The 26450-nt window shown below is 65.1% G+C and carries 26 protein-coding genes; 11 read left to right on the top strand and 15 right to left on the bottom strand.

All coding sequences use genetic code 11. The features are described from left to right. Nucleotides 1-20: 20 nt before the first annotated feature. Together LQT98_RS01705 and murJ are read right to left on the bottom strand one after the other, a co-directional pair. Entirely contained in the window at nt 21-764 is a 744-nt protein-coding gene (locus LQT98_RS01705) for a CPBP family intramembrane glutamic endopeptidase (protein ID WP_231460909.1), read from the bottom strand. A gap of 26 nt (nt 765-790) precedes the next feature. Beyond that, nucleotides 791-2326 (bottom strand): murein biosynthesis integral membrane protein MurJ, encoded by a 1536-nt coding sequence (gene murJ / locus LQT98_RS01700; RefSeq protein WP_231460908.1) that lies wholly within the window; start codon nt 2324-2326, stop codon nt 791-793. Nucleotides 2327-2452: 126 nt separating this feature from the next. Here murJ and rpsT point away from each other — a divergent pair, with 126 nt between their 5' ends. Further along, complete coding sequence (gene rpsT / locus LQT98_RS01695; protein ID WP_048409254.1) at nt 2453-2716, top strand: 30S ribosomal protein S20; 264 nt, start codon at nt 2453-2455, stop codon at nt 2714-2716. A gap of 94 nt (nt 2717-2810) precedes the next feature. Next, nucleotides 2811-3857, top strand: coding sequence for a phospholipase A (locus LQT98_RS01690; protein WP_231460907.1), 1047 nt, complete (start codon nt 2811-2813; stop codon nt 3855-3857). Nucleotides 3858-3940: 83 nt separating this feature from the next. Here LQT98_RS01690 and LQT98_RS01685 read toward each other — a convergent pair whose 3' ends face one another. The 3 genes from LQT98_RS01685 to fabI are packed head-to-tail and all read right to left on the bottom strand — an operon-like array spanning nt 3941 to nt 6836. Beyond that, a complete protein-coding gene (locus tag LQT98_RS01685) occupies nt 3941-5095 on the bottom strand; it encodes an acetate/propionate family kinase (protein WP_231460906.1) in 1155 nt (384 codons plus the stop codon). Next, the gene (locus LQT98_RS01680) at nt 5092-6027 is read right to left on the bottom strand and encodes a phosphate acetyltransferase (RefSeq protein ID WP_231460905.1); all 936 of its coding nucleotides are present in this window, start codon (nt 6025-6027) and stop codon (nt 5092-5094) included. The genes LQT98_RS01685 and LQT98_RS01680 overlap by 4 nt, the downstream gene beginning before the upstream one ends. Nucleotides 6028-6038: 11 nt before the next feature. Further along, complete coding sequence (fabI, locus tag LQT98_RS01675; RefSeq protein WP_231460904.1) at nt 6039-6836, bottom strand: enoyl-ACP reductase FabI; 798 nt, start codon at nt 6834-6836, stop codon at nt 6039-6041. Between the two features lie 243 nt (nt 6837-7079). On the opposite strand from fabI, the gene LQT98_RS01670 reads away from it, so the two are divergent. The 6 genes from LQT98_RS01670 (at nt 7080) to LQT98_RS01645 (ending at nt 13368) form a co-directional block, all read left to right on the top strand. Beyond that, complete coding sequence (locus LQT98_RS01670) at nt 7080-7340, top strand: FmdB family zinc ribbon protein (RefSeq protein ID WP_231460903.1); 261 nt, start codon at nt 7080-7082, stop codon at nt 7338-7340. 6 nt (nt 7341-7346) lie between these two features. Then, complete coding sequence (locus LQT98_RS01665; RefSeq protein ID WP_048409259.1) at nt 7347-8015, top strand: DUF502 domain-containing protein; 669 nt, start codon at nt 7347-7349, stop codon at nt 8013-8015. An 84-nt stretch (nt 8016-8099) separates the two neighbouring features. Next, complete coding sequence (aspS, locus tag LQT98_RS01660; protein ID WP_048409260.1) at nt 8100-9893, top strand: aspartate--tRNA ligase; 1794 nt, start codon at nt 8100-8102, stop codon at nt 9891-9893. 290 nt (nt 9894-10183) lie between these two features. Continuing rightward, nucleotides 10184-10798, top strand: coding sequence for a peroxiredoxin (locus LQT98_RS01655; protein ID WP_048409261.1), 615 nt, complete (start codon nt 10184-10186; stop codon nt 10796-10798). 144 nt (nt 10799-10942) lie between these two features. Continuing rightward, nucleotides 10943-12145: a GGDEF domain-containing protein gene (locus LQT98_RS01650; protein WP_231460902.1), complete on the top strand. Its 1203-nt coding sequence runs from the start codon at nt 10943-10945 to the stop codon at nt 12143-12145. Next, nucleotides 12142-13368, top strand: coding sequence for a GGDEF domain-containing protein (locus tag LQT98_RS01645; protein WP_231460901.1), 1227 nt, complete (start codon nt 12142-12144; stop codon nt 13366-13368). The genes LQT98_RS01650 and LQT98_RS01645 overlap by 4 nt, the downstream gene beginning before the upstream one ends. A 5-nt stretch (nt 13369-13373) precedes the next feature. On the opposite strand, the gene LQT98_RS01640 is transcribed toward LQT98_RS01645, so the two are convergent. Together LQT98_RS01640 and LQT98_RS01635 are read right to left on the bottom strand one after the other, a co-directional pair. Next, nucleotides 13374-14621 (bottom strand): MFS transporter, encoded by a 1248-nt coding sequence (locus LQT98_RS01640; RefSeq protein ID WP_231460900.1) that lies wholly within the window; start codon nt 14619-14621, stop codon nt 13374-13376. Nucleotides 14622-14754: 133 nt separating this feature from the next. After that, complete coding sequence (locus tag LQT98_RS01635) at nt 14755-15354, bottom strand: arylesterase (RefSeq protein WP_231460899.1); 600 nt, start codon at nt 15352-15354, stop codon at nt 14755-14757. A 2-nt stretch (nt 15355-15356) separates the two neighbouring features. Between LQT98_RS01635 and LQT98_RS01630 the strand changes: the two genes are divergently transcribed. The 3 genes from LQT98_RS01630 to LQT98_RS01620 are packed head-to-tail and all read left to right on the top strand — an operon-like array spanning nt 15357 to nt 19117. Next, nucleotides 15357-16049: an ABC transporter ATP-binding protein gene (locus LQT98_RS01630; protein ID WP_048409264.1), complete on the top strand. Its 693-nt coding sequence runs from the start codon at nt 15357-15359 to the stop codon at nt 16047-16049. Beyond that, nucleotides 16046-18538, top strand: coding sequence for an ABC transporter permease (locus LQT98_RS01625; RefSeq protein ID WP_231460898.1), 2493 nt, complete (start codon nt 16046-16048; stop codon nt 18536-18538). Before LQT98_RS01630 ends, LQT98_RS01625 begins: the two co-directional genes overlap by 4 nt. 54 nt (nt 18539-18592) lie before the next feature. Further along, nucleotides 18593-19117: a DUF2946 family protein gene (locus tag LQT98_RS01620; protein ID WP_231460897.1), complete on the top strand. Its 525-nt coding sequence runs from the start codon at nt 18593-18595 to the stop codon at nt 19115-19117. A 63-nt stretch (nt 19118-19180) separates the two neighbouring features. Here the strand turns inward: LQT98_RS01620 and LQT98_RS01615 are convergent, their stop codons facing one another. From LQT98_RS01615 to LQT98_RS01580, 8 genes are all read right to left on the bottom strand, one after another. Next, nucleotides 19181-20452, bottom strand: coding sequence for a CynX/NimT family MFS transporter (locus LQT98_RS01615; RefSeq protein ID WP_231460896.1), 1272 nt, complete (start codon nt 20450-20452; stop codon nt 19181-19183). Nucleotides 20453-20523: 71 nt separating this feature from the next. After that, nucleotides 20524-21222: a FadR/GntR family transcriptional regulator gene (locus LQT98_RS01610; protein WP_231460895.1), complete on the bottom strand. Its 699-nt coding sequence runs from the start codon at nt 21220-21222 to the stop codon at nt 20524-20526. A 93-nt stretch (nt 21223-21315) separates the two neighbouring features. Continuing rightward, entirely contained in the window at nt 21316-22794 is a 1479-nt protein-coding gene (gene fliD, locus LQT98_RS01605) for a flagellar filament capping protein FliD (protein WP_231460894.1), read from the bottom strand. 170 nt (nt 22795-22964) lie between these two features. Next, the gene (locus LQT98_RS01600) at nt 22965-23228 is read right to left on the bottom strand and encodes a hypothetical protein (RefSeq protein ID WP_048409269.1); all 264 of its coding nucleotides are present in this window, start codon (nt 23226-23228) and stop codon (nt 22965-22967) included. Between the two features lie 330 nt (nt 23229-23558). Further along, nucleotides 23559-24236 (bottom strand): molybdate ABC transporter permease subunit, encoded by a 678-nt coding sequence (gene modB, locus LQT98_RS01595; protein ID WP_231460893.1) that lies wholly within the window; start codon nt 24234-24236, stop codon nt 23559-23561. Continuing rightward, complete coding sequence (modA, locus tag LQT98_RS01590) at nt 24233-24961, bottom strand: molybdate ABC transporter substrate-binding protein (RefSeq protein WP_048409271.1); 729 nt, start codon at nt 24959-24961, stop codon at nt 24233-24235. Before modA ends, modB begins: the two co-directional genes overlap by 4 nt. A 56-nt stretch (nt 24962-25017) precedes the next feature. Next, complete coding sequence (locus tag LQT98_RS01585; RefSeq protein ID WP_082150956.1) at nt 25018-25698, bottom strand: DUF3313 family protein; 681 nt, start codon at nt 25696-25698, stop codon at nt 25018-25020. A gap of 107 nt (nt 25699-25805) precedes the next feature. Next, the gene (locus LQT98_RS01580; RefSeq protein ID WP_231460892.1) at nt 25806-26381 is read right to left on the bottom strand and encodes a DUF3313 family protein; all 576 of its coding nucleotides are present in this window, start codon (nt 26379-26381) and stop codon (nt 25806-25808) included. Nucleotides 26382-26450: the final 69 nt, after the last annotated feature.

Genomic DNA, 26450 nt, shown 5'->3' with positions numbered 1-26450 from the left:
CGCTGAGCGTGAGCCGCTTTTTAAAGCAGGCCCTTGCGCCACAGCGCCATCAAATCCATTGTCAGCGCCACGCTGCAATGCAGCGCGATGCCCAGCCAGATGGAGCGGTAGCGGTAGCTGAGCGCGCCCAGCGCAACGCCGGCGATGATGGCGGCCAGGCTTTCCAGCAGCGGTTTTTCAAAATGGATCATGCAATAGGGCAGCACCATCACGAAGATGGCGCTGACGCCCAGCCGTGGTTTGAGGCCGTGCACCATATAGCCGCGGAAGAAGAACTCCAGCGCGGCGAATTGGGCGAAATACAAGAGCTCCCACAGCAGCCAGTGCGGCCACATGCTTTCGCCGGAGCTGAGGCGGAAGAAGGGGTAGATCTTCAAAAAGCCAGGCTGGCCGGACGCCCACCACACCAAGGGCAGCATCACGGCGTAGAACAGCGGGAAAAGCTTGAGGTCGGCCTTCAGCGTGGCGCGGTCCGGCCAGGCCAGGCCGAAGTCGCTCAGCGGGCGGCGGTCGATCAGGCGGATGGCCAGCAGCGGCAGCAGGCAGTAACTGACGATGCTGGCCAGCGCCCAGTAAGCGACGCGGTAGAGGTCGGTATCCGGGTTGTGCGCCACTTGCTGGCGGAAGGACAGGCCCAGCGCCGGCCACCATTGCTGCAGCCAGTCCAGCATCCAGTGGCGGTTGGCCGGGTAGTACAGCAAGGTCAGGCTCAGACAGCTGACCAGCAGCACGCCGGCCGTCTGGCGGTCGGCTGGGCTCAGCATAGGCGGGCGCGGCTGGCTGGCCATGTTCAGCGTTCGCGGCGCATGAAGTCGCGCGGGCGGAAGCCGAGCGCGAACAGCGCGGCGAAATAGGTGATTGCGCCGGCCACCACCAACAGGCTGAGCCAGGACACGCGCTGCCAGGCAGGGCCATGCCAGTGAACCGGCAGCAGCCATTGCAGCGCCAGCAGCACCGCGGTCATCGCCAGGATGGCGACGGCCATCTTGCCCAGAAAGCCGCCCCAGCCGGCGGAGGGCTGGTACAGGCCGCGCTTGAGCAGCGCGCGCAGCAGCAGGCCGGCGTTGAGGCAGGAGGCTAGGCCGATGGACAGCGCCAGGCCGGCGTGCTTGAGCGGAAACACGAAGGCCAGGTTCATCAACTGGGTCAGGCACAAGGTGATCAGCGCGATGCGCACTGGGGTCTTGATGTCCTGGCGCGCGTAGAAGCCGGGCGCCAGCACCTTGACCAGGATCAGGCCGAGCAGGCCGAAGGAGTAGGCGATCACCGCCTGCTGCGACATCAGCGCGTCGTGGGCGGTGAATTTGCCGTAGGTGAACAGGGTGGCCAGCAGCGGGCCGGACAGCAGGCCCAGGCCCACCGTGGCCGGCACCGCCAGCAGCAGCGACAGGCGGATGCCCCAGTCCAGCAGCACGCTGAATTCGCCGTCGGAGCGAGTGGCGGCGTGTTTGGACAGCGAGGGCAGCAGGATGGTGCCCAGCGCCACGCCCAGCACGCCGGACGGGAATTCCATCAGCCGATCGGCGTAATACATCCAGGACACGCTGCCGGTGGGCAGGAAGGAGGCGAAGGTGGAGTTGATCAGCAGCGAGATCTGCGCCACCGACACGCCGAAGATGGCCGGCCCCATTTGTTTGATCACGCGCCAGACCGCCGGGTCGCGGAAGGCAAACACCGGGCGCGCCAGCATGCCTATCTGTTTCAGGAAGGGCAGCTGCCACACCAGCTGCACCAGGCCGCCGACGAAGACCGCCCAGGCCAGCGCCATGATGGGCGGGTCGAAGTGGCTGCTGAAGAACAGCGCGAACACGATGAAGCTGAGGTTGAGGAAGGTGGGCGTGAAGGCCGGAATCGAGAACTTGCCCCAACTATTGAGCACGCTGCCGGTCATCGAGGACAGCGAAATGAAGAAGATATAAGGGAAGGACACGCGCAGGATGTCGGCGAACAGGGCGGCCTTGGCCGGTTCGCGGTAAAAGCCGGGCGCAGAGATCCACATGATCAGCGGCGCGGCCAGCATGCCGACGGCGGTGACCAGCAGCAGCACCGAACCCAGCACGCCGGTGATCTTGGCGATGAATTCGCGGGTTTCCTCTTCGCTGCGCTGGTTCTTGTATTCGCCGAGAATGGGCACGAAAGCCTGCGAAAACGCGCCTTCGGCGAACAGGCGGCGCAGCATATTGGGAATCTTGAAGGCGGCGTTGAAGGCGTCGGCGGCCATGCCGGCCCCGAACACGCGAGCGATGATGGTATCGCGGACCAGGCCCAGGATGCGGGACACCATGGTCATGCTGCTGACAGCAGCCAGAGCCTTGAGCAGATTCATGTTGCGGGTGGTTTATCTAGCGTTGAGCAAGCCCGCTAGTGTACGCCGCCGGGTTTATTGTTGCAAAACCTGAGTTTAGGGCTTAGAATCGCGGGTTTCAGATTCCGCTCATCAGGAGAAAGATTCATGGCTAACAGCGCACAAGCTCGCAAGCGTGCACGCACAGCCCTTAAGCAGCGCGCGCACAACGCCAGCCTGCGTACTGCGTTCCGTACCGCAGTTAAGAAAGTGCTCAAGGCAGTTGAAGCAGGCGATAAAGCCGCTGCCAAGGTAGTGTTCCAGACTTCCGAAAAAGTGATTGACCGCATTGCTGACAAGGGCGTGTTCCACAAGAACAAGGCCGCTCGTCACAAGAGCCGTCTGTCGGCTCAGATCAAGGCCATGGCCTGATCAACAGCCCAGCGCTGAAGAATACGCAAAGGCTCCGCATCGCGGGGCCTTTTGTGTATCTGGCGTTTTGATTTCCCTCGCTGGAGGCGTGGCAATGTCGGGATGGATGGCTTGGGCGCTGGCCTTGTGCGCGGCGCAGACCCTGGCGGCGGAGCTGCCGCAGCAATTGGCCGAATGCGGCCGCCTGGCGGACGCCAAGCTGCGTCTGGCCTGCTATGACAGGCTGGCCGCCGGCCTGCCCGAGGTGGCGCGGCCTGTGCCCGCGCCGGAACCGTCATTGGCCGTCGCGCCCGCCGCGGGGCAGGTGGTGTCGGACACGGTGGCGGCGGCCAGCCGGCTGGCCGAGGCCTGGGACCTGGATGGACGCTCGCGCGGCGATACCTTCGGCTTCCGCATGTATCGCCCCAATTACTATCTGCCGGTGTGGCAGATGGCCAAGCCCAATAATGAGCCGCAGTCGCCGACCCGGCCGCCCAGCCAGACTCCTGGCGGCGATCTGGACAAGACCGAGGCCAAGTTCCAGCTGTCGTTCAAGACCAAGGTGTGGGAAGACATCTTCGATACCCCGCTGAACCTGTGGTTCGCCTATACCCAGCAGTCGCATTGGCAAATTTACAACAAGGCGCATTCCGCGCCGTTCCGCGAAACCGATTACGAGCCGGAGCTGATCCTGAGCTTCCCGCTGCCGTCCTCCTGGGCCTGGGGCGATACCCGGCTGCGCATGGGCGGCCTGGGCCTGCTGCACCAGTCCAACGGCCGCGCCAATCCCCTATCGCGCAGCTGGAACCGGGTGTACGCGATGGCGGCGCTGGATAATGGCCCGTTCACCTTGCAGGGCCGCTGGTGGGCGCGGCTGCCGGAGTCCGGCGACAACGATGACAATCCGGACATAATGAAATACATGGGGCACGGGGATCTGCAGGCGATCTACCAATATAGGGGCCAGACCTTCAGCGCCTTGTGGCGGCCGAATTTCGACAGTGGCAAGCATGGCTTGCAACTGGACTGGAGCTTCCCGCTGAAGGGCAAGCTGCGCGGCTATGTGCAGGCTTTCGATGGTTATGGCGAAAACCTGATCGATTACAATGCGCGCACCCGCGCGCTGGGCGTGGGGCTGACGATGAGCGACTGGCTGGAATAAGAGCGGCCGGCGACGCGCGCGTCTTGCCTTGGGCATGTCGCCGCCGCTCCAAACCGGCCCGCCTTGAGGGCGGGCCCGGCGTTTTACTGCAGCAGCGCGGCCACCTGGCGCGCCATTTCGCCTTCCTCGTCGGTGGGCAGCACATAGGCGGCGCGCGCGCTGGCGGCGGTGGTCAAGCGCCGCGCTTGGGCCAGGTTGGCGGCCTGGTCGACTTCGAAGCCCAGCCAGGCCAGTTGCTGCAGCACCCGGCCGCGCACTTCCGGCGAGTGCTCGCCCACGCCGGCGGTGAACACCAGCGCGTCAAGGCCCTTCATCGCCGCGGCCAGGCTGGCCGTTTCGCGCGCCACGCGGTAGCAGAACAGTTCCACCGCCTCGCGCGCCGCTGGCAGATCGCTGGCCAGCAGTTCGCGCATATCGGACGAGATGCCGGAGACGCCGAGCAGCCCGGAGTTCTTGTACAGCTCGCGTCTCACCTCGGCCACGCTCATGCCGGCCTGTTCCTGCCAGTAGAGAATGACCTCCGGATCGATATAGCCGGGGCGGCTGCCCATCATCAGCCCGTCCACCGCGGAGAAGCCCATGCTGGAGGCCATGCTGCGGCCGGCGTCCAGCGCGCAGGCGCTGGCGCCGCTGCCCAGGTGGCAGACCACCACCTTGGCGTGCTCCAGGCCCAACTCCGGCAGCCGCCGCGCGATGGCGGCGTAGGACAGGCCGTGGAAGCCGTAGCGGCGGACGCCCTCGTCATGCCAGTGGCGGGCGATGCCGAAGCGGGTGGCCACTTCCGGCTGCTGGGCGTGGAAGGCGGTGTCGAAGCAGGCGAACTGCGGCAGCCTGGCGTCGTATTCCTCGAAAGCGGAAATCACCGCTAGGCTGACCGGCTGGTGCAAGGGCGCCAGCGCCACATACTCTTCCAGCTGGGCGCGGATGTCGGTGTTCAGCCGCGTCGCGGCGGTGAAGCGGCCGCCGCCGTGCACCACGCGGTGCACCACCGCCACGGGTTCCAGTTGCTGATCGGCCAGGCTGTTGATCACCGCGGCGATGGCGTTGGCGCGGCCGCCGTCGTCCAGCGCGCGGCAGCTCAGCATCTGGCCCTTGCCGTCCAGCAATTGCAGCTCCGGCTTGGCCTGGCCGAAACGGTCCACCATGCCGCGCGCCAGCAGTTGGCGTCCGTCCGGCGCGAAGGCGCGGAATTTCAGGGTGGACGAACCGGCGTTGACGGCAAGCAGCACCCGGCTCATGGCCGCGGCCCGCTTTGCCGGCGCTTGTGCGCCAGCAGATTGGCCACCGCGGCGGAGGCCAGGCGGCCGGTGGCGTCGTCGGCGCGGCTGGTCAGCACGATGGGCGCGCGCGCGCCCATCACGATGCCGGCGGAGGCCGCTGCGGCCAGATAGGTCAGCTGCTTGCCCAGCATATTGCCGGCTTCCAGGTCCGGCACCAGCAGGATGTCGGGATCGCCGGCCACCGGCGAGACGATGCCCTTGCTGTCGGCGGCTTCGCGCGAGATGGCGTTGTCGAAGGCCAGCGGGCCGTCGAGGATGGCGCCGGTGATCTGGCCGCGATCCGCCATCTTGCACAGCGCGGCGGCGTCCAGCGTGGAGCGCATCGCCGGATTGATGGTTTCCACTGCGGCCAGGATGGCCACCTTGGGCTGGGAAATGCCCAGCGCCTGGGTCAGGTCGATGGCGTTCTGGCAGATGTCGCGCTTGGTCAGCAGATCGGGCTCGATATTGATCGCGGCGTCGGTGATGAACAGGTAGCGCGGATAGGTTTCCACCTTCATGATCCAGACGTGGCTGATGCGGCGGTCGGTGCGGATGCCGGTGCCGCGCGCCAGCGCCTCGCCCATGAATTCATCGGTGTGCAGGCTGCCTTTCATCAGGATGTCGGCGTAGCCGTCGCGCACCAGGCTCACCGCCTGTTCGGCGGCGGCGTGGCTGTGTGGCACGTCGACCAGCTCGAAGCGCCTCAGGTCCACTTCCAGTTCGTCGGCCAGCTTGGCCAGCCTGGCGGCGGGGGCCACCAGGATGGGGGTGGCGATGCCGTGGTCGGCGGCTTCCACCGCGCCCAGCAGCGCTTCGCGGCTGCAGGGATGGGCCACCGCCATCGGCAGCGGGCCCAGGCCGATGGCCTGTTGCAGGATGTCGGCGAAAGCGTGTTCGTCGCGTGTCATGGCGTGCTCCCTCAGGCCTTGATGTGGTGGCCGCCATCGACATAGATGGTCTGACCGGTCAGGCCGCGGGCGGCGTCGGAGATCAGGAAGGCGCAGGTGGTGCCCACGTCCTCGATTTCCACCAGGCGGTTTTGCGGCGCGCGGGCGATGGCGTCCTCGATCAACTGGTCGAAGTGGGCGATGCCGGAGGCGGCGCGGGTGCGCAGCGGGCCGGGGGAAACCGCGTGCACGCGGATGTTCTTGGAGCCCAGTTCGCTGGCCAGGTAGCGCGATACGCTTTCCAGCGCCGCCTTGACCGGGCCCATGATGTTGTAGTTTTCCACCACTTTGTCGGCGCCGTAATAGCTCATGGTGATCAGGCTGCCGCCCTGGCTCATCAAGGGCTCGGCCAGGCGCGCCATTTCGATGAAGGAGTAGCAGGACACGCGCATCGCTTGCTGGAAGCCCTCCAGCGAACAGTCGGTGACGCGGCCGTGCAGATCGTCCATCGGGCAGAAGGCGATGGAGTGAATGACGAAATCCAGTTTGCCCCATTGCTGACGAATGGCCTCGAACACCGCCTCCATCTGACCGGGCTGCTCCACGTCCAGCGGCAGCACCAGCGGCGAACCCAGCTGGTCGGCCAGCGGGCGCACGTATTTCTCCGCTTTCTGGTTCAGGTAGGTGACGGCGAACTCGGCGCCCAGGTCGCGCAGCACGCTGGCGCAACCATAGGCGATGCTGTTCTCGTTGGCGATGCCTACGATCAGGCCTTTCTTGCCGGCAAGAATGTTGCGAATGCTTTCCATCTGACCCTCTTGGTAAACCATGTGACCTCCGGGATTTGTAGGGTTGCAGGGCAGTATTGCGGGCTAATGAAGCAAAGGGATTTTTGTATTGACGATTCAGTCGGATATAATCGACGATTCGGCGGATGGATGACTCGGCGTTGGAGCCGTTCATCCGCGTCTGTCCGACTAGGCATGTCGAGCGGAAGTTCACGCTCGGATAGTGCAGTGCAGCATGAGTTCGGTCTATTATGCCATCATGATTACTGGTGGGGAAGCAAAGCTATGCCAATCTACGAATACCGTTGCGGCGCCTGCGGCGTCGCCAAAGAGCACCTGCAAAAACTCAGCGACGAGCCGATCGCGCAATGCCCGGGCTGTGGCAGCGCCGAATACCGCAAGCAGCTGTCGGCCGCCGGCTTCCAGCTGAAGGGTTCCGGCTGGTACGCCACCGACTTCAAGGGCGGCTCGTCCAGCGGCTCGTCCTCCGCGTCTTCTGGCAGCGGCGGCGGTCATAGCTGCGGCACTGGCTGTGGGTGCGCGTAAACCCCGATGACGCCGCAAATAAAAATGACGCTGAAGGGCTACCTGGTCACTGGCTTGCTGGTGTGGCTGCCCTTGGCCGTGACCTTGTGGGTGCTGAACCTGATCGTCACCTCGCTGGACCAGACGCTGAACCTGCTGCCGCAGGAATGGCAGCCCGAGGCCTTGCTTGGCTTCCACTTGCCCGGCCTGGGCGTGGTGCTGTCGGTGCTGATTCTGTTGGGCACCGGCATGTTGGCCGCCAATGTGCTGGGCCAGCGCGTGCTGGACATGTGGGACGCGCTGCTGTCGCGCATCCCGGTGGTGAAGAGCATCTACAACAGCGTCAAGCAAGTCAGCGACACGCTGCTGTCCGACTCCGGCCAGGCCTTCAAGAAGGCGCTGCTGGTGCAGTTTCCCCATTCCGGCATGTGGACGGTGGCGTTTCAGACCGGCCCGCTGCCTGATGTCGTGTCCGCATCCTTGTCCGACGACGAGTTCATCGGCGTTTACGTGCCGACCATCCCCAACCCGACTTCGGGTTATTTCGTGATGGTGGCCAAGAAGGACACCCGCGAATTGAACATGAGCGTGGACGAAGCGTTGAAATACGCGATTTCCATGGGCATGGTGGCGCCTAACCCGCCGCCGGCCGCTCAGCGTCCGCGCCTGAACGACGAACATAATCGACAGGGCTAGGCCGCCACCCTGTCTAGCCCATAAAGCCTTCTTTTCCCCCTGGCGGGGATACCTCAGCGAATTTGAATAAAAGGGTTTACCCAAATGCGAACCGACTATTGCGGACTTATTGACAAAAAATACCTGGGTCAGACCGTGACCGTGAAGGGCTGGGCTCACCGCCGCCGCGACCATGGCGGCGTGATCTTCATCGATCTGCGCGACCGCGAAGGCCTGGTGCAGGTGGTGATCGATCCGGACACCCCGGAAGCGTTCCAACTGGCCGACAGCAGCCGCGGCGAATACGTGCTGTCCATCACCGGCATCGTGCGCGAGCGTCCGGCCGGTACCGCCAACAGCAAGATGATTTCCGGCGAGATCGAAATCCTGGCCAAGGAAATCGAAATCCTCAACGCCGCCGCCACGCCGCCGTTCCAGATCGACGACGAGAACCTGTCCGAGAACGTGCGTCTGACCAACCGCGTGATCGATCTGCGCCGCCCGGCGATGCAGAAAAACCTGCGTCTGCGCTACAAGGTGGCGATGGGCGTGCGCAACCATCTGGACAAGCAGGGCTTCATCGACATCGAAACCCCGATGCTGACCCGCTCCACGCCGGAGGGCGCGCGCGATTACCTGGTGCCGTCCCGCGTGCATCCGGGCGAGTTCTTCGCGCTGCCGCAATCGCCGCAGCTGTTCAAGCAATTGCTGATGGTGGCCGGCTTCGACCGCTACTACCAGATCACCAAGTGCTTCCGCGACGAAGACCTGCGCGCCGACCGTCAGCCGGAATTCACCCAGATCGATATCGAGACCTCGTTCCTGAACGAGGACCAGATCATGGATATCACCGAGGGCATGACCAAGGAGATCTTCCGCGACGTGCTGGGCGTGGAGCTGCCGCAGTTCCCGCGCATGACTTACGCCGACGCGATGTTCTACTACGGTTCGGACAAGCCGGACATGCGCGTGGACCTGAAATTTACCGAACTGACCGATGTGATGAAGTCGGAAGAGTTCAAGGTGTTCCGCGGCGCGGCCGACATGGCCAACGGCCGCGTGGTGGCGCTGCGCGTGCCGGGCGGTTCCGGCCTCAGCCGCAAGGAAATCGACGACTACACCCAGTTCGTCAGCATCTACGGCGCCAAGGGTCTGGCCTACATCAAGGTCAACGACGCCAGCAAGCCGACCGAAGAAGGCCTGCAGTCTCCCATCGTCAAGTTCCTGTCCGCGGATGGCCTGAAAGCCATCATCGAGCGCACCGGCGCGCAAAACGGCGACATCATCTTCTTCGGCGCGGACAAGGCCAAGGTGGTGAACGAGGCCATCGGCGCGCTGCGCATCAAGATCGGTCACGAACACGGCTTGGCCAACGGCTACTTCGTCAAGGAATGGCGCCCGCTGTGGGTGGTGGACTTCCCGATGTTCGAGCACGACGAGGACGACGACCGCTGGACCGCCTGCCACCATCCGTTCACCAGCCCGAAGCAGGGCCACGAGGACCTGATGGCCACCAATCCGGGCGCCTGCCTGGCGCGCGCCTACGATATGGTGCTGAACGGCTGGGAAATCGGCGGCGGCTCCATCCGTATCCACCGCGCCGAGATCCAGGAAAAAGTGTTCGGCGCGCTGAAGATCAGCCCGGAAGAGCAGCAGAACAAGTTCGGCTTCCTGCTGGACAACCTGAAGTTTGGCGCGCCTCCGCACGGCGGCCTGGCTTTCGGCCTGGATCGTCTGGTGACGCTGATGTGCGGCGCGGAGTCCATCCGCGACGTGATCGCCTTCCCGAAAACCCAGCGCGCCCAGTGCCTGCTGACCAACGCGCCCAATGCGGTGGACGACAAGCAGCTGCGCGAACTGAACCTGCGTCTGCGCCAGAAGGCCGAGCCGTCCGCTTGATGTCGGCTTAATGCGATGCCGACGGCCGCTGCCCATGCAGCGGCCGTTTTTATTTGGCGCGGCTGGACGGCTCGGCTTGAACCTTGGGCATTCGCCCCGATCTAATAGCAGCCTTAGCTATTCTCAAGGCGCGCCCGCCGCAGCGGCATTGCAAAACTTTATCGCAACGATATGGATTTACAATTTGCCGATCCCGGCCGGGCTGATTTATAAAGCCTCGCATTCCGCCGCGTTTCCCGATGCCCGATCAGGGAAGCGCAGTCACACCAAGACCTTTAAGGAGATCCGCAATGGCCGTACTCGTTGGCAAGCAAGCCCCCTTCTTCGATGGCGCGAAAACCTTTTCCGCCGTGCTGGGCGATGGTCAGATCGTTGACAACTACTCCTTCAAGCAAGCTACCGCCGGCAAGTACGCGGTAGTGTTCTTCTACCCGCTGGACTTCACCTTCGTGTGCCCGTCCGAGCTGATCGCCTTCGATCACCGCCTGGCCGACTTCAAAGCCAAGAACGTGGAAGTGATCGGCGTGTCCATCGACAGCCAGTTCTCCCATGCCGCATGGCGCAACACCCCGGTGGAAAAAGGCGGTATCGGCCAAGTTGGCTACACCCTGGTGGGCGATATCCAGCACGAACTGTGCAAGGCCTTCGACGTTGAAGCCGAAGGCGGCGTCGCTTTCCGCGGCTCCTTCCTGATCGACCGCTCCGGCGTGGTGCAGCACCAAGTGGTGAACAACCTGCCGCTGGGCCGCAATGTGGACGAAATGCTGCGCATGGTTGACGCGCTGCAGTTCACCGAAGAGCACGGCGAAGTGTGCCCGGCCGGTTGGAACAAGGGCAAGAAGGGCATGAAGCCGAGCGCCGAAGGCGTGGCTTCCTACCTGGCGGAAAACGCCAAGGATCTGTAATCGGTATTCGGATCGAACACGATCCGGCATACACGCCCCGCGCGCCTTGGCCCGCGGGGCTTTTTCATGCCCGGACGCGCCGGACTGGCGCTTTGCCCGCTATAACGGAAAAATAAGCCATCCGGAATTCGTCAGACGCCAGCCATGCCTCCGCCGATCAGCCAGTTGGACAGCCTCACCATGCTGCATGTCATGCGCTCGACCCACGTGGTGGTGCCGCATGCGCTGCTGGGCTCGGCGCTGCTGGCGGCGCTGGAGTGGGGCAGAACGCCGTGGCTGCCGTCGCTGCTGTGGCTGGTGGCGTTCTGGCTGCTGTTGCTGGCCCTGTGGGGTACTACCTGGCGCGCCAGCCGCTGCCCCGACCACGACGACTGGCAGATCGCCGCGCTGCACCGCCGTTTCGCCGCGCAGATCACCTGCGTCGGCGTGGGCTGGGGTCTAGCCGCCTGGGTGCTGATGCCGAGCGGGGACCTGACCTACAGCCTGATCGTGGTGTTGTGGGGGATTGCGGTCAGCGCGGTCCAGGGCGCGATGCTGTCGGCGCGGCGCGAATTGTTCTTCGGCTTCGTGCTGCCGATCTGGGGCTTGATCCTGCTGCGCCTGTTTCTGTCGCCGGAAGCGGTATTCCGCTGGGTGGGCGTTTCCGGCGCGATCTACCTGCTGGTGCTGGTGCAGTTCACCGCCAGGTTGCACCGCTTCGCCCATGAGTCCATGAGCCAGCGCGCGCAGAACACCGGCCTGTTGCGCGAACTGATGCTGGAGCAGCGCCAGCTGGAGAGCTACAACGCGATGCTGGAACAGAAGAACGTGGAGCTGGACCAGGCGGTGGAGCGCATCAGCGAACTGGCCTCGCGCGACCCGTTGACCGGCGCCTTGAACATGCGCGCGCTGATGCGGGAAATGGAACGGCTGCTGGCGCGTTCGGAAACGCAAGGCGCGCCCTTCGCCATCGCCATCATCGATCTGGACCATTTCAAGCGCATCAACGACAGCCACGGCCATGCGCGCGGCGACGATGTGCTGCAGCAGCTGTGCGTATTGGTGCAAGAGGAATTGGCGGACGGCGAATTGTTCGGCCGCTACGGCGGCGAAGAGTTTCTGCTGCTGGCGCCGGCCTGCAACGGCGCGGAACTGAGCCGGCGCATGGAAGCGCTGCGCGGCAAGATCAGCGGCTGGGACTGGCGGCGCTGGAGCGGCGATCTGCCGGTGACCTTGTCCTGCGGCGTGGCCGCCTGGCGGCCGGGGGCCGGACCGCAGGCCCTGCTGCAACAGGCGGACAAAGCGTTGTACCAGGCCAAGGAAATGGGACGAGACCGGGTTTGCCTGGCGCGGGAGGGCGAGGCATGAGGCGCTGGCTAGGCGCGCGCCCCTTTCCCTGGGAAAGCCCGCAACCGCAGCTGGAGGCGGAATTGGTGCGCCAATTTGTGTCCATGCTCAATATTTCCATCTTGCAGTCCTTTGTCGCCATTCCCTTGTTTGGCCTGTTGATGTACCGCCATGCGCCCGGTTGGCGCATCCTGTTCTGGTCGAGCTTGTTCCTGCTGATGGAGCTGCTGTTCGCGCGGCTGGCGCATCGCTTTCGCCTGCAGGCGCGGCGCCAGGAGCAGGTGTTCGCGCATTACCTGGGATTGCGGCGCTTGATGCTGTGCAGCGCCATGGTGTGGAGCATGATGATGTGGTTCATGTTTCCAGAGCAGGAGGGCGCTTATCGCATCGTCGTGGTGCTGTGGCTGGCCGGCGGTTTCGCCGCGGTCTGTCTCTTGATGGCTCCCTGTCGTGATTTGCATCTGACTTTCTTCATCGGCTATTGGGCCTATCCGCTGTACCGCTTTTATAGCGAGGGCGGCGTGCTGTACAGCGCCTTGCTGGCCGGCGCGGTGATCTTCATCCTGGTGCAATGGGAGTTTCTATCCAGTTTCAATCCGCTGCTGCGCGACACCGTGCGCCTGCGCGAACAGAATGCGGTGGTGCTGCGCCGGCTGCAGAGCGTGCACGCGGAAAGCGAGGGGAAACGGGAGTTGCTGGAGCAGCGGCGGAATATGCTGCGCCAGGCGGTGGAGCAATTGCACGCGCTGGCCGAATCCGATGTGCTGACCGGCTGTCTCAATCAGCGGGCCTTGCGCAGCCGCATGGCGGCGCTGGATCAGGACGCGGAAGCGGTGTGGAGCCTGGCAATGCTGGATCTGGATGATTTCAAGTCCATCAACGATCGCTTCGGCCACCTGGTGGGCGACCAGGTGTTGCAGCAGTCGGCGCAACATATCGCCGCTTGTCTGCAGCCGGAAATGATCTTGGCGCGCTACGGTGGCGAAGAGTTCGTGGTGCTGGCGCCGGGCCTGGCGCCGGAGCGGCTGGCGGAGACGATGGAGCGGGTGCGGCTGGTGTTGGCGGAGGCTGGTTTGGATGGCTTGCCGGCGGGGCTGGCGCAGACGGTGTCGATAGGCGTGGCTGGCCGGCCGGAGGAGGGCGGCAGCCAGCAGGCCTTGCTGCGGGCGGACGCCGCCCTGTATTCGGCCAAGCAGCAGGGGCGCAACCGGGTGCGCGTCTGGCGCGAAGACCGGCAGGCTTGAGCCCGTCAGGCTGTGGCTGTCGCGCGGGCCGGTCCCAGGATTTCGCGCAACGCCGCGTGCTGGAGCAGCGCGGACACGCAGACGACGGCCGCGCACAGCCACCAGAGCGAGATGCCGCCGAAATGGCCGTACAGCCAGGTGCCCAGCGCCGGCGCGAACAGGGTGCGGCCTTGCCAGATTGCGTTGTACAGGCCCAGGTAACGGCCGCGCAGCCGACCTTCGGAGCGGTGCATCACCAGCATGGTGTAACAGGGGGAAATCAGCAGCTCGCCCAAGGTCAGCGTGAACATCATCAATAACGCCCAGACCGGGCCGACGCCGGCGGTCAGCCACAGAAAGGACAAGCCGGTCAGCAGCACCCCGGCCTGGGTGCTGGCCAGCAGGCCCCAGTCCAGGATGCGGCGGCTGATCGGGATCTGCAGCGCCACCACCATCAGCCCGTTCAGGGTGAACAGATAACCCATCCATTGCGGGCCCAGTTGATAATGCTCGCGCAGGAATAAGCCCAGCGTCACATAGATCTGGTCGAATACTGCGGTCATCAGCATCAGGGCCAGCAATATGCGCAGAAAGGGAAGGTCGCGCCAGGGACCGACCAGATCCGCGGCGCTGGTTTCGGCGGCTTCTGGCGTCGCCTGGTGGATGGACGCCGCGTCGTAGCGACGGTAGGCCCAGGCCAGCCAGGCGGCCGCGCTCAAGGTGGCGGCGGCGTTGGCCGCGTAGACCCAGCCATAACCGATGGCGGCCAGCGCGCCGCTGATCAGGCCGGCGATGGCGACGCCCAGATTGAAGGCCACCCGCAGCATGCCCTGCGCCACCGCGCGTTGCTGCGGCTGGCAAGGCTCCAGCGCCAGCCGCTGATTGACCGGGCGGAAGGCGCCGTCGCCGAGGCCGGACACCAGCAGCACCGGCACAAACAGCCATAAGGGAATGGCCAAGGCCAGCAGCAATAGACAGACGCCGGACGTGAACAGGAACAGGGTGGCCAGCTTGCGGCCGTCGAAACGGTCGGACAGCGCGCCGCCCTTGAGCGAGCCCAATAGCGCGCCGGCGCCGTAGGCGGCCATCAGCAGGCCGATGGTGCCATAGCCCAGCTGATAGCTTTCGCGCAGATAGAGCGGCAGGAACAGCTTGGTGATGCCGCCGATATTATTGATCAAGCTGCACAGCACCTGGATGTAGACCGTGGTGGGCAAGCCGCGGTAGGGCGCTATCAGGCGTTGTGGCCAGGGTGGGCGTGGCGGACGGCTCATGGCGATTCAGGATATGATTATGCTGTTGGCTTATCTTGCTGCATTGCAATACGAAATGTCAATGTAACAAATATCCTGTGGCCCTGAGGTCTGCTCAAAGGCCGGCGAGCAAGCGCGAGACAAGGCCTGGGGCTCAGTTGAGCGGCAGCTTGGCCTTGACCGTGCGCATCATCTGAGGTTGGGCGGCGGCGATGGGATGCAAGCCGTCCGGCTGGAACTTCGACAGATCGGCCTCGAAGCCGGCCACCAGCAGCGGCACGAAGGGCAGGCGCTCGCGCTTGGCCAGCTCGGCGTAGGCGTTGCGGAACTCGGCGCCGTATTGCGGGCCATAGTTCGGGGGCAGGGCCATGCCCACCAGCAGCACCCTGGCCTTGCTTTGTTTGGCCAAGGCGATCATCTTGGACAGATTGCCGCGCATCTGCGCCAGCGGCAGGCCGCGCAGGCCGTCGTTGGCGCCCAGCTCCAGCACCACGATGTCGGGGCGATGGCGCGCCAGCGCGTCCGGCAGCCGGGCCAGCCCGCCGGCGGTGGTTTCGCCGGAGATGCTGGCATTGATGATACGGTGTTTCGTCCCCATCTCCTTGGCGAGCTGGCTGACCCAGCCCTGGCCCGGAGACAGGCCGTAGCCGGCGGACAGGCTGTCGCCGAACACCAGCACCGTGGCGGCGGAAGCCGGCTGCAGCAGCAAGCCCAGGCTGGCGGAAAGTAGAACTTTGCTTAGTATCGAGCGCATAAATGAATCCAATTGAAACCCAGGCGGTTTTGGCGGCCAGCGAACTGGCCAAGCAAGTGCATTTTCACGGCGAACCGCTGAACATTCTGCGCAGCGCCACGCTGACCCTGTATCCAGGCGAGAGCGTGGCCATTGTCGGCGCGTCCGGTTCCGGCAAGTCTACCTTGTTGTCCTTGCTGGCGGGCCTGGATCACCCATCCGGCGGCGAAGTGGCCTTGTTCGGCCAGGCGCTGGCGGGCCTGAGCGAGGACGCGCGCGCCTTGCTGCGCAGAGACAAGGTGGGGTTCGTGTTCCAGAATTTCCAGTTGATGCCGCAATTGAGCGCGCTGGAGAACGTGATGCTGCCGCTGGAGCTGGCCGGCCGCGCCGACGCGCGCGAGGCTGCGCGGCAGATGCTGGACCGCGTCGGCCTCAGCCACCGGCTGGGCCATTACCCGCGGCATCTGTCCGGCGGCGAACAGCAGCGGGTGGCGCTGGCGCGCGCCTTCGTCATTCATCCTGGCCTGCTGTTCGCCGACGAGCCCACCGGCAATCTGGATCCGCACAGCGGCCGCCAGATCATAGACCTGCTGTTCCAGCTCAACGCCGAGCAGGGCACCGCCCTGGTGCTGGTCACCCATGACACCGAGCTGGCCAGCCGCTGCGATGCGATCTACCGGCTGGTGGAAGGCAAGCTCAACGGAGCGCGCTCATGACCTTGAGCGGCCGTTTGACCCTGGTGCTGCGCTTCATCCGCCGCGAACTGGTGTCCGGCGAACTCACCATCCTGGCCTTGGCGCTGGTGGTGGCGGTGATGGCGATGAGCAGCGTGGCCTTTTTCTCCGACCGGGTGGAGCGCGCGCTGACCACCCAGGCCACGCAGCTGCTGGCCGCCGATCTGGTGCTCAACGGCAACGCTCCGGCGCCGGAATCCATCCGCCGCGAGGCGGAAAAGCGCGGCTTGCGGTTGGCCGACAATATCAGTTTTCCCTCCATGGTGTTCGCCGGCGGGCAGGCGACGCTGGCCACGTATAAGGCGGTCAGCGACAGCTATCCGCTGCGCGGCGAAGTCAGCGTGCGCCTGGCCGATGGCCGCGTCGAAACCGGCAGCCTGCGCCCGGCCGCGGGCAGCGCCTGGGCCGACGCCCGCCTGATGCGGCGCTTGAAGCTGAAGCTGGGCGACACCCTGGGCGTAGGCGGCGCGCAATTGCGCCTGGCCGGCGAAATCGTCCGCGAGCCGGACGGGGCGATGGACTTGTACAACTTCGTGCCGCGGCTGATGTTCAACCGCGCCGACCTGGCCGCCACCGGCTTGATCCAGGAAGGCAGCCGAGCGCGCTGGCGCCTGATGTTCGCCGGGGACGACCGCGGCGTCGCCGACTTCCGCCAATGGCTGGACAAGGCCAAACCCAAGGACGCCCGGCTGGAAAACGTGGAGGAAGCCAGGCCGGAAGTACGCACCGCGCTGGAGCGCGCCCGGCGTTTCCTCGGCCTGACCGCGATGCTGACGGTGGCGCTGGCGGCGTCGGCGGTGGCGCTGGTGGTGCGCCGTTATCTGGCGCGTCATTGGCAGCAAGTGGCGGTGCTACGCTGCCTGGGGCTGACCGCGGGTGAGGTGTGGGGCTTGTTTGTCAGCCTGTTCCTGTTGCTGGGCCTGCTGGCCGGCGCGGTGGGCACCGCCGGCGGTTTCGGCGTGCAACTGGCGCTGATGCGGCTGGCCAGCGGCTATGTCGGCGAAATCCTGCCCGACCCGGGCTGGCTGACCTGGCTGGTCGGGCCGCTGGCCTCGCTGGTGCTGCTGGCCGGCCTGGCCTTGCCGCCACTGATGGGCATACGCGATGTGCCGCCGGCGGCGGTGCTGCGCGATGAATTGGAACCCACGCGCCAGGGCGTGCTGGCGCCGCTGTTGGCGCTGGTGGCCTTGCTGGGCCTGGCCGCCTGGCAAGTGGGCGACCTGGCGGTGGCGGGCTGGCTGCTGGCCGGCATGCTGGGCTTTTTCGCCGCCGTCGGCGCGCTGGCGCTGGGCGTGGTCTACCTGATGCGGAGGCTGCCGCGCGGCCGCCGCGTGGGCTGGCGCTTCGGCATCGCCAATATCGCGCGCCGGCACTGGCTGGCGGTGATTCAGATCGTGTCCCTGTCGGTGGGCCTGATGGCGCTGCTGACGCTGACCATTGTGCGCGACGATCTGATCGGCGCCTGGCAGCGCAGCGTGCCGGCGGACGCGCCGAACAAATTCGTCATCAATATCCAGCGCAATCAGCTGGACGGCGTGCGCAATGCGTTCGCCTCGGAAGGACGGGCGATGCCGGAGCTGGCGCCGATGGTGCGGGCGCGGCTGATCGCCATCAATGAACAACCGGTGCGGCCATCGGCCTACGAGGACGAGCGCGCGCGGCGTTTGGCCGAACGCGAGTTCAACCTGTCCTGGCGCGACGAACTGCCGCCGGGCAATAAACTGGTGGCCGGCCAATGGTGGCCGCAACAGAAGCGGATCAAGCCGCAGTTCTCCGTGGAGCGCGGGCTGGCGGACACGCTGGGCATCAAGCTGGGCGACACGCTGGCCTTTGATCTGGCGGGCACCACTTATCGCGCCAAGGTGACCAGCTTGCGCGAAGTGCCGTGGGACAGTTTCCGCGTCAACTTCTTCGTGATCGGCACGCCGGGCCAATTCAGCCAGCAGCCAGCCAGCTGGATCACCAGTTTCCGGCTGGACCCGGCGGACGAGGACTTCGTCAACCGCTTGGTGGGCGAGTTTCCCAATCTGACCGTGATCGACGTCGGCGCCATCCTGAGCGAGGTGCGGGCGATGATGGACAAGCTGGCGCGCGGCATCGAGGCGATGTTCGGCCTGGCGCTGGCCGCCGGCGTGCTGGTGTTGTGGGCGTCGTTGGCCGCCACGCGCGACGAGCGCTTGTTCGATGTCGGCCTGATGCGGGCGCTGGGCGCGTCGCGGCGGCAGGTGCGCAGCGTGGTGCTGGCGGAGCTGGCCTGGCTGGGCGCTTTTTCCGGTTTGCTGGCGGCGCTGGGCGCGATGGGCATAGGCGCTTTGGCATCGGTCAAATTATTCAATCTGCCCTTGGTGTTCAATCCATGGTTGTTGCCGGCCGGGGTGCTGTGCGGCGCACTGGTGGTGGTGGTGGCCGGCTGGCCCTTGGTGGGGAGGGTCACCCGCACCTCGCCGATGGCGGTGTTGAGAGCGATCTGATTTAGTGGTCAAAGCTGAGAATCAAGCGGGAGCAAACCCGCAAGGAGACGCATGATGGATGCGATAGTACAGGCGGCAATGGCCAAGTGGCCGAATGTGCCGGCGGTGTTCGGCTGGCTGCGGCTGGATGCGCGCGGCCAGTGGTGGATCAAGGACGAACGTCTGCAACACGAGGCGATGGTGGAGTTTTTCGGCCGCAACTACAGCCGCGACGGACTGGGGCGCTGTTATGTGCAGAATGGGCCGCAGAAAGTCTATGTGACGCTGGACGCTGCGCCGCTGGTGGCACGGCGCACGCCATCGGGCTGGAGCACGCTGCCCTACGACGACGACGTGCCGGCGCGCGCCGCCTGGCTGACGCCGGAAGGCATGCTGCTGATCGAGATCGGCGGCGAACTGGCGGCGGTGGACGACCGCGATCTGGCCGCGGTGCTGGACGAGGGCGCGCCGGGATGGAATGGCGAGATGGCCTCGCTGCCGGCGCGCTTGGCCTTGGGCAAGGCGATGATTCCGCTGGGGCAGGCCAGCCTGCCGGATCTGTGGCAGCGCTACGGCATCATCGGCCGGCCCAAGGGCTGAGCCTGGCCGTCAAGCACAAAGAAACCCCGGGGCGCGCCCCGGGGTTTTTTGTCGCCAGTTGGTTTATAGCGGGCGGGATTCCACCTGCACCAGGCGCTTGCGTCCGGCCAGCATGCCCATCGCGCAGGTGGCGGTGGAAATCAGCAGGAACAGCAGACCCAGCGGCCACAGGCTGTGGGTCTGGTCGCGGATCAGGCCCACGCTGAGCGGGCCGAGCGAGGCCAGCGCATAGCCGACGCCCTGGGCCATGCCGGACAGGTGGGCGGCGACATGGGGATCCGGCGAGCGCAGCGCCAGCAGGCTCAGCGCCATGCTGAACAGGCCACCCTGGCCCAGGCCCAGCAGCACCGCCCAGAGCAGCAGGCTGTCGGTGGGAGCGAACAACATGCCCAACAGGCCGCTGAGCACCAGCGCCACGGTGACGGCGATAGGCGGGCGCTGATCGCGGCAGCGCTGTCCCAATGCCGGCACCAGCAGCGAGGAGGCCACTTGAACCATGATGGAAATGGACAGCAGCAGGCCGGCGTGCAGCGGCGTTTCGCCGCGGTCTATCAGGATGGACGGCAGCCAGCCGAACACGATGTAAGCCATGGACGACTGCAAGCCCATGAACAGCGTCACCTGCCAGGCCAGCGGGTCGCGCAGCAGGCCGCGCACCAGCCATTGGCCGTGGTGGGCCGCTTGTTGTTTTCGCGTCTGCGGCCACCAGGCCAGCAAGGCCAGCAGCGCCGGCGTCGCCCAGATCGCCAGCGCGCCCTGCCAGCTGTCGCCCATCCAGTGCATCGCCGGCACGGTCAGGCCGGCGGCCAGCGCCGCGCCCAGGCATAGCGCCATGGTGTAGACCCCGGTCATCAGGCTGACCTGGCGCGGAAAGTCGCGCTTGACGATGCCGGGCAGCAGCACGCCGATGATGCCTATGCTGGCGCCGGCCAGCGCCGAGCCGGCGAACAGGCCGAATTGGCCGAACTGGGTGCGCAGCAGGATGCCCAGCGCCAGCGTCACCAGGATTAGCGCGATGGTCTTTTCGCTGCCCCAGCGGCGGGCCAGCCGCGGCGCCAGCGGGCCGAACAGGCCCAGGCAAGCGACCGGCAGCGTGGTGAGCAAGCCGGCCATCATGCCGCTGAGCCCGCGGCTGGCGGCGACATCGCCCAGCACCGGGGACAGGCTGGACAGCGCCGGGCGCAGATTGATGCCAACCAGCATCAGGCCCAGCAGCAACAGCCAGGGCCGGCTTGGCGCGGGATTCTGGCCTTGCACGCCGGCGTCGTCGATCTCGGCATCGATCAGCGTGTCTTCTACCGGCAGGTGATCCGGCATGGATTTGGGTGTGGGCATGGGTTTTCCTTCTGCGCTTTTGTTGTTGTCGGAGCCGGCTCCCCGCGCCTGGGGGCCGGCTCGAATCAGGCTCAAATGGTGCTGGGACGATCCAGCAAGCGGTCCAGCGCCTCCAGCAAGGGACGGGTAATGGCGGCGGCGGCTTGCCCGGCTTCATCTGGCCGCCGCTGGCGGATGGCTTCGTAAATCGCCTGGTGGGCGGCGAGGTCGGGGTCCGGCAGCGCCTCGTCCAGGATGGACTGCTGCACATGCTGGCGCACCGCGCGCGAAAAATAGGCGTAGAGCTCGGCCAAGGCCTGGTTGCCGCTGGCGTTGGCGATGGCGAGATGAAACGCCAGGTCGCGCTCGATGAAGGCTTCCAGCGGCTCCTGCGGCAGGCGCTCGCCGCGCTCTGCCAATGCGTCCGCTATCGCGCCGAGGTCCGCTTCCGGGCAGCGGCTGGCGGCCAGCCGCGCGGCGGCTTCCTCCAGCATGCAACGCACTTCCAGATGTTCGCGCAGGCTGGCGCGGCTGATGGCGCGCATCGCGTCGCCGGGGTTTACGGTGGCGCGCACATAACTGCCATCGCCCTGGCGCACTTCCAGCAGCCCGGCATACAGCAGCACCCGCACCGCTTCGCGCACGGTGTTGCGGCTGACGCCCAGTTGTTCGGCCAGCTCCGGTTCGGTGGGAATGCGCGCGCCCAATGGCCAATCGCCGTCGGCCAGCCGTTTGGCGATGTTCTCCACCGCGATATCGACCAGCGAGCGTTTGTAAGGTGGCGCCGTCATGGCCCGCTCCTCATTCATCCAATCATCCGATGAATTTTAGCGAGACAATACTGGCTAGGCAATGCCGATGTGAAAGTAAATAGCGGATATCAATCAAGCATAAGTGGAAATGCCGTTGCCGCTGCTATTGCCGGGCAGGCCCAGGCCGTTGTTCAGAATCTGGGCGTTGATGGCATAGGGCGCGCCCAGCGAATACACCATCGCGTACAGCGACAGCGCGGTGATCTGCTGCGCGCTCAACTGGATGGTGCCGCTCTGGCCGGAAGTCAGCGATGCCAGATTGGAGGGGATGGTGTTGGACGTAGGCGTGGCGGATTGGCCCAGCTGCTGGCTGATCTGCATTTTCTGCAAGGCGGTCAGCGTCAGCGGAATGGTGCCGTTGCCATAGGAGGCGTAGCTATTGGCCAGCCAGTTCAGCGCGCGCGCGGAGGCATAGAGCAGATTGGCCGTGCCTTGGGAGTCGCCGCTATAGGCGCTTTGCAGGCTGCTGGCATTGAAGCTCAGGCTGCCCATCTGGCCGAACTGCTGCGGGTACTGGAAGCTGAGGCCGATCTGGTTCAGATTGCTTAGCAAGGAGTTGCCGTTGCTATAGCTGGCGGTGGCCTGTTGATTCAGGCTGACCGCCACCTGTTTGGCGATGGGATCGTTGGACAACAGGCCGCCGCGGATCAGCAGCGCGTTCAGGCTGCCTTGCAGCGTGTTGTAGGCGTCGGCCAGCGATTGCGCGTGATCGTTGAGGCCGCTCAGATCGATATTGACCGCGACATTGGTGCTGCCAGTGGACAGCAGGTTCATCGATACCGAGGAGCCCAGCGTGATGCCGCTATTATTGGCGCTGGAACCGGAGGCGCCGTTGATCAGGAAGTTGGCGTTCTGCGCCGCCTGGGTCTGGTTCAGGTTCTGGCCGCTGCCCACCGCCTGGGTCTGGTCGAAGGCCAGCCGCGACAAACCGTTCTGATCGGTGTTGTTGCCGTCGTTGTCGCTGACCAGGATCTGGAAGTTGTTGCTGGCGCCGGTTTCGGCGGAACTGACTTGCAATTGGTAGTTGCCGGCGGCGTTTTGCACGATATTGGCCACCACGCCGATGCCGGCGCCATTGATCGCGCCGGCGATGCTGGACAGGGTACCGTTGCTGATGGACAGCGTGGCCGAGCCGTTGGAGGTGAAGCTGGTGGCCGAGGTGGGAGAGGTGTAGGCGTAGCTGCCGGTCTTGATGGTCAGACTGCCACTGCCCACGACGCTGCTATTGGTGTCCGGCAGCGAAAAAGAGGTCAGCGCGCTTTGCGCCTGCGCCAATTGCGACACCGACACGCTGTAGTTGCCGTTTTGCGCGCCGGCGGCGGCGGAAACGCTGGCGACCGACGGATTGCTGCTGGTGGCGCTGATGGAGTTGCTGATCGAGTAGGGTGAGTAAATCTGCTGCAGGCTGGTCTGGAAGATATTGAGGCTGGACAGCAATTGGCCCAGGCCGGAGATCAGCACCACATTGGGATCGGTGCTGGCGCTCTGGGTGCTGGACGCGCCGTTGATCAGCGGCACGATGGGCGAGCTGGCGCCCAATAAACCACTCAAGCTTTGGCTGTTATTGCCGAAAAGCGATAACAGCGGATTGTAATTCCCAAGGATAGTGTTTGCCATGGCTCACCTGCTGAATCCCTGTTGCCACCTCTCAGTGTAGGCGATCAATCAGGGATTTGCCGGCAAGCGGGCTGTACCGGCGGCCAGGCCGCCGGCTAGCGGGATTACTTGGCCGGAGCCGCGTCCTTCACGCACTTCTTCACGAAGCTGCTCTTGGCCGCGCCGGCGAGTTTCTTGTCGGCGGCCTTGGCGTCGCAGGTCTTCTGGGCATTGGCGGCGGCGCTGTCCTTCTCGCATTTCTTCAGGAAGCTGGTCTTGGCGGCGCCGGACAGTTTTTTCTCGGCGGCCTTGGCATCGCAGGCGGCATCGGCCAGGGCGAGGTTGGCGGAGGTCAGGGCCAGAACGGCGATCATCAGGTATTTGCGCATGGTTCATCCTTGTGAGGGTTGGCAGGCCCATGACGGGCATGGAAAACGATACTCCAAGTCATGGCGCATGAAAACAGCATTTTGTTGACGCTGTGTAACGGTTTGCATCGACAGATGTCAGCAATTCGAATAAGCGCCTGACCTTGTTTGGCTCAGGCCGGGTACGGCGAGCGGGTTCAAGACCTTTCGCTTAGAGCCTGTTCAAAGTCTCGCGAGCAAGAGCGAGACAAGGCGAAAACGGCTGAGAAAGCGGAATGTACACACGGATGAGCATTTCGAAGTCGTTTTCAACGCCGTATCGCCGAAGCACAGCAGACTATGAACAGGTTCTTAGCCGTCATAGCGTCGCTGGCGCGCATTGAGGCGATACACTAGCGCCAGCGTGGAAAAGGCGAACAGCACCAGCAACAGGCCGAGCCGGTGGGCGCTGGCATAGTCCGCCTGCTCCACATGGTTATACAGCGCGATGGATATGACCCGGGTTTCGCCCTCGATATTGCCGCCTATCATCAGCACCACGCCGAACTCGCCCACGGTGTGGGCAAAGCCCATGCTGGCGGCGGCCAGCACGCCGGAGCGGCAACTGGGCAGGATGACCCGGCTCAGCCGCTGCCAGCGGTTGGCGCCCAGCACCATCGCGGTTTCGATTTCCTCGCGCCGCACCGCGTTGAAGCTGACGATCAGCGGTTGCAGCACGAAGGGCAGCGAATACAGCACCGAGGCGATGATCAGACCCTGGAAGGTAAAGGCGAGGCCGGGCCAGCCCAGCCAGACGGTCAGCTGGCCGATGGGGCCGTGCGGGCCGAAGGCGACCAGCAGGTAAAAGCCCAGCACCGTGGGCGGCAGCACCAGCGGCAGCGTGGCGCCGGCTTCTATCATGGGCTTGAAGCGCGAACGCGTGCGCGACAGCCACCAGCCCAGCGGTATGCACAGCAGGAGCAGGATCAGGGTGCTGATGGCGGCCAGCTTCAGCGTCAGCGCGATGGCCGCCCATTCGGATGTGCTCATTGGGCGAAGTCGTAGCCCGCTTTCTTGATCAGCGCGCGCGCCTTGTCTCCCTTGAGGAAGGCGAGGAAGGCCCTGGCCGCCGGCGTGTCGCGCACCAGCAGCGCATCCTGGCGTATCGGCTGGTGCAGCTTGGCCGGCACCAGCCAGTAATGGTTGCCAATGCCTTGTTCCAGCAACTGGGCGTAAGCGACGAAGGCGAAGTCGGCGCCGCCGACCTGGGCGAATTGCATGGTCTGGCTGATATTGTCGCCGGTGACGAATTTGGGCTTGAGGGTATCGGCGAGTTTCAGCGCGGCCAGGGTTTCCATTGCCGCGCGGCCATAGGGCGCGGCCGCGGGGTTGGCGATGGCCAGCTTGTTGAAGTTGCCGCCGCGCAGCACCGCTTCGCCGGCGTCGTCGCGCAGCTTGCTCCACAGCACCAGCTTGCCGATGGCGTAGGTGAAACGGCTGTCGGCCTTGCCTATCTTGTCGCGCAGCAACTCGGCCGGGCGCTCGTCGTCGGCGGACAGGAACACGTCGAACGGCGCGCCCTGGCGGATCTGGGCGGTGAGCTTGCCGGAAGCGCCGCCGCTGGCCTTGATGTCGTGGCCGCTGGCGGCCTTGAACTCCACTGCGATCTTGTCCAGCGTCTGCTGGAAATTGCTGGCCACCGCCACGGTGACGGTGTCGGCGGCGGCGAACAGCGGAGACAGCAACAGCAACAGGCTCAATATCTTGCGCGGCATGATTGGCTTCCTGAGTGGAACAAAACGCCCATTATGCCGGCAGCTTGGACGGCGGCCTACCCCCCAAACGGCGTAGCGGCCGCCAGGTGCTGGGCCATCTGCCGCGCGTGATGGCGGCTCCACAGGTCGACGCGTTGCTGCAGCCACTCCGCGCTGGACGGCTGCGCATCGGTGGGCGCCCTGTCATTCCCCAGCAGGTTGACGCCGCCGGCCAGCAGCAATCCGGATTCGGAGTCTTCCAATTGACCGATGGTGGACACTTGGGCCAAGTAGGGGTCGATGTCATCGGCGAAGCGCGCCAGATTGAGCGCGGTTTTCATGGAGCGATGGGCATCGGGTTCGGCCAATTCCCACAGCTTATAGCCCACCGCCACGCGCAGCCGCGCGATGCCGGGGCCGGGCGCGGCTGCCACCGGCAGACCTTCGCGGCAGAGCGCATGGGCCAGGCTGCTGTGGTAGCAGGCGTCGAAACGATTGTGCTCGTCGGCCGTCGCCGCCCGCCATTGGCCGTCCGCTTGGCGCCCCAGAAAGATCAGCGGCTCGATCAGGATGCCGTGATAGTGCTTCAGATCGACGCCGGGCTGCAGATACAGCACCTGGCCGGCATGGTCCGGGCTGGGATGGAAGGCCTCGCTGGGCAGCAGGACCAGATTCTCCGGCTTGTCCCCGGCGTGGCTGATATTGGCCAGCAAGGCGGAGGCCATCAGCGCGCAGGCAAGTTTAAAGAATGGTTTCATGATGCGGGCTCGGTGGCGGATTCAGAAGGTGATGGACTGTGCCCGTCACGCGGTGTTCCATCGATATTGTTGCGACTTTGTGACGAAGCGGACTATCTCCATACGGTTTATTGCGCCGACGAAGCCGCGCCGCGCCGTGTCGCCGGACCCAGTTGCCGGCACAGCAGCGGCGACCAATCCTGGACCAGCAATTGCCGCCAGCCGTCGCCATCGTCGGCGTCGCCGGCCTCCACTTGCGACTGCATGGTGACGCCGCCGGCCACCACGCCCTGTTCCATCGCGTCTTCCAATTGGGACACCGAGGACACCAGCTGCAGATAGGGTTCGATATTGGAGGCCATGCAGGGCAGCTGCAAGGCCACATGGCTGCTGTTCAGCGGCTGGCCGCCCTGAGCGATCCGCGATTGGCGCGCCGCCACCGCGATGCGCAGCCGCAGCACGCCGGGGGTGGCGACATCGGTCAGCGCGATCGGCCACGGCTGCAGCAGGGCGGCAACTTGTTGCCGCACGATCTGGTTGGCGGATTCCTGCTCGGCGATTTGCAGCAACTGCCAGCCGCCGTCCTGCTGGCGGTTCAGCAGCAGCAGGGGTTCGACGATCAGCGCGTGATAGTCGCTCAGCGCGGTCGGCGACTGCTGATACGTCAGTTGTTGGGCATGCCGGCCTGGCCGGAACGCCTCCATGGGCAAGCGCCATAAATTTCTGTCGGTCTGTCGGACTGCCGCCAATCTGGCCAGCGCCGTCCAGGCCAC

Source organism: Chromobacterium aquaticum (assembly GCF_021129195.1).
GTDB classification, from domain to species: domain Bacteria; phylum Pseudomonadota; class Gammaproteobacteria; order Burkholderiales; family Chromobacteriaceae; genus Chromobacterium; species Chromobacterium aquaticum.
The sequence above is the reverse complement of the archived record's forward strand: the minus strand, read 5'-3'. Positions and strand labels throughout refer to the sequence as shown.

Excerpts from the sequence above, each read along its gene's own strand:
- LQT98_RS01615 (WP_231460896.1), bottom strand. The coding sequence starts at position 20,452 with ATGCCCACACCCAAATCCATGCCGGATCACCTGCCGGTAGAAGACACG.
- LQT98_RS01620 (WP_231460897.1), top strand. The coding sequence starts at position 18,593 with ATGGATGCGATAGTACAGGCGGCAATGGCCAAGTGGCCGAATGTGCCG.
- LQT98_RS01610 (WP_231460895.1), bottom strand. The coding sequence starts at position 21,222 with ATGACGGCGCCACCTTACAAACGCTCGCTGGTCGATATCGCGGTGGAG.
- LQT98_RS01630 (WP_048409264.1), top strand. The coding sequence starts at position 15,357 with ATGAATCCAATTGAAACCCAGGCGGTTTTGGCGGCCAGCGAACTGGCC.
- fabI (WP_231460904.1), bottom strand. The coding sequence starts at position 6,836 with ATGGTTTACCAAGAGGGTCAGATGGAAAGCATTCGCAACATTCTTGCC.
- LQT98_RS01600 (WP_048409269.1), bottom strand. The coding sequence starts at position 23,228 with ATGCGCAAATACCTGATGATCGCCGTTCTGGCCCTGACCTCCGCCAAC.
- LQT98_RS01635 (WP_231460899.1), bottom strand. The coding sequence starts at position 15,354 with ATGCGCTCGATACTAAGCAAAGTTCTACTTTCCGCCAGCCTGGGCTTG.
- LQT98_RS01650 (WP_231460902.1), top strand. The coding sequence starts at position 10,943 with ATGCCTCCGCCGATCAGCCAGTTGGACAGCCTCACCATGCTGCATGTC.
- LQT98_RS01580 (WP_231460892.1), bottom strand. The coding sequence starts at position 26,381 with ATGGAGGCGTTCCGGCCAGGCCGGCATGCCCAACAACTGACGTATCAG.
- LQT98_RS01705 (WP_231460909.1), bottom strand. The coding sequence starts at position 764 with ATGCTGAGCCCAGCCGACCGCCAGACGGCCGGCGTGCTGCTGGTCAGC.
- LQT98_RS01625 (WP_231460898.1), top strand. The coding sequence starts at position 16,046 with ATGACCTTGAGCGGCCGTTTGACCCTGGTGCTGCGCTTCATCCGCCGC.
- LQT98_RS01665 (WP_048409259.1), top strand. The coding sequence starts at position 7,347 with ATGACGCCGCAAATAAAAATGACGCTGAAGGGCTACCTGGTCACTGGC.
- rpsT (WP_048409254.1), top strand. The coding sequence starts at position 2,453 with ATGGCTAACAGCGCACAAGCTCGCAAGCGTGCACGCACAGCCCTTAAG.
- modB (WP_231460893.1), bottom strand. The coding sequence starts at position 24,236 with ATGAGCACATCCGAATGGGCGGCCATCGCGCTGACGCTGAAGCTGGCC.
- murJ (WP_231460908.1), bottom strand. The coding sequence starts at position 2,326 with ATGAATCTGCTCAAGGCTCTGGCTGCTGTCAGCAGCATGACCATGGTG.
- LQT98_RS01645 (WP_231460901.1), top strand. The coding sequence starts at position 12,142 with ATGAGGCGCTGGCTAGGCGCGCGCCCCTTTCCCTGGGAAAGCCCGCAA.
- modA (WP_048409271.1), bottom strand. The coding sequence starts at position 24,961 with ATGCCGCGCAAGATATTGAGCCTGTTGCTGTTGCTGTCTCCGCTGTTC.
- LQT98_RS01685 (WP_231460906.1), bottom strand. The coding sequence starts at position 5,095 with ATGAGCCGGGTGCTGCTTGCCGTCAACGCCGGTTCGTCCACCCTGAAA.
- LQT98_RS01640 (WP_231460900.1), bottom strand. The coding sequence starts at position 14,621 with ATGAGCCGTCCGCCACGCCCACCCTGGCCACAACGCCTGATAGCGCCC.
- aspS (WP_048409260.1), top strand. The coding sequence starts at position 8,100 with ATGCGAACCGACTATTGCGGACTTATTGACAAAAAATACCTGGGTCAG.
- LQT98_RS01655 (WP_048409261.1), top strand. The coding sequence starts at position 10,184 with ATGGCCGTACTCGTTGGCAAGCAAGCCCCCTTCTTCGATGGCGCGAAA.
- LQT98_RS01690 (WP_231460907.1), top strand. The coding sequence starts at position 2,811 with ATGTCGGGATGGATGGCTTGGGCGCTGGCCTTGTGCGCGGCGCAGACC.
- LQT98_RS01670 (WP_231460903.1), top strand. The coding sequence starts at position 7,080 with ATGCCAATCTACGAATACCGTTGCGGCGCCTGCGGCGTCGCCAAAGAG.
- LQT98_RS01585 (WP_082150956.1), bottom strand. The coding sequence starts at position 25,698 with ATGAAACCATTCTTTAAACTTGCCTGCGCGCTGATGGCCTCCGCCTTG.
- LQT98_RS01680 (WP_231460905.1), bottom strand. The coding sequence starts at position 6,027 with ATGACACGCGACGAACACGCTTTCGCCGACATCCTGCAACAGGCCATC.